Raw genomic sequence first — 555 nt, 5'->3', positions numbered from 1 at the left:
ACCGACCGCCGGGCGCGGTGCGCCGTCGCCCCCGCGGTGCGCCCCGACCCCAGCAGGTTGCGCAGCGGGCCGAGCGTGTCGTTCGTCAGCCGGCCCGACCAGGCCAGCTCCCACACGACGTCCGCCAGCTGGGTGTCGGTGGCCTCCGGGTCCGTCGCCCTGACCTGCTCGGTGATCTGCCGGAAGAACAAGCCGTAGCCGCCCGCCAGCGCGTCCAGCACCGCGCGGTGCCGGTCGGTCAGCTCCAGCGGATGGGCGGGCGGCAGCAGCAACGGCGCGCTGTCCGCCGGATACAGCGCCACCCAGCCGTCCTTGCCGGCCAGCGCGCCCGCCCCGGCCCAGACCACCTCACCCGCCGACGTCAGCTCGTCCAGCATCACCGGGCTGTAGCCCGCGACCCGGCCGGGCAGCACCAGCTTCTCCAGCGCCGAGGCGGGCACCGCCGCCCCCTGCAACTGCTCCACGGCCCGCACCAGCCCGTCCACGCCCCGCAACCCGCCGGCCTCGACGTGCAGCCGGACGGTGCGTCCGCGCCGCCGGCCCTCCTTGCGGGCC

Annotated in this window: 1 protein-coding gene; it reads right to left on the bottom strand. The window is 77.1% G+C overall.

Annotated features, from left to right (window positions below):
* On the bottom strand, window positions 1–555 hold a 555-nt coding region (locus tag ACYVE9_RS30410), incomplete at both ends, for an Lhr family ATP-dependent helicase (protein WP_461031068.1).

The sequence above is a fragment of the Streptomyces sparsus genome, assembly GCF_054776295.1.
Note: the sequence above shows the minus strand (reverse complement) of the source record. Positions and strands in the feature narration are given on the sequence as shown.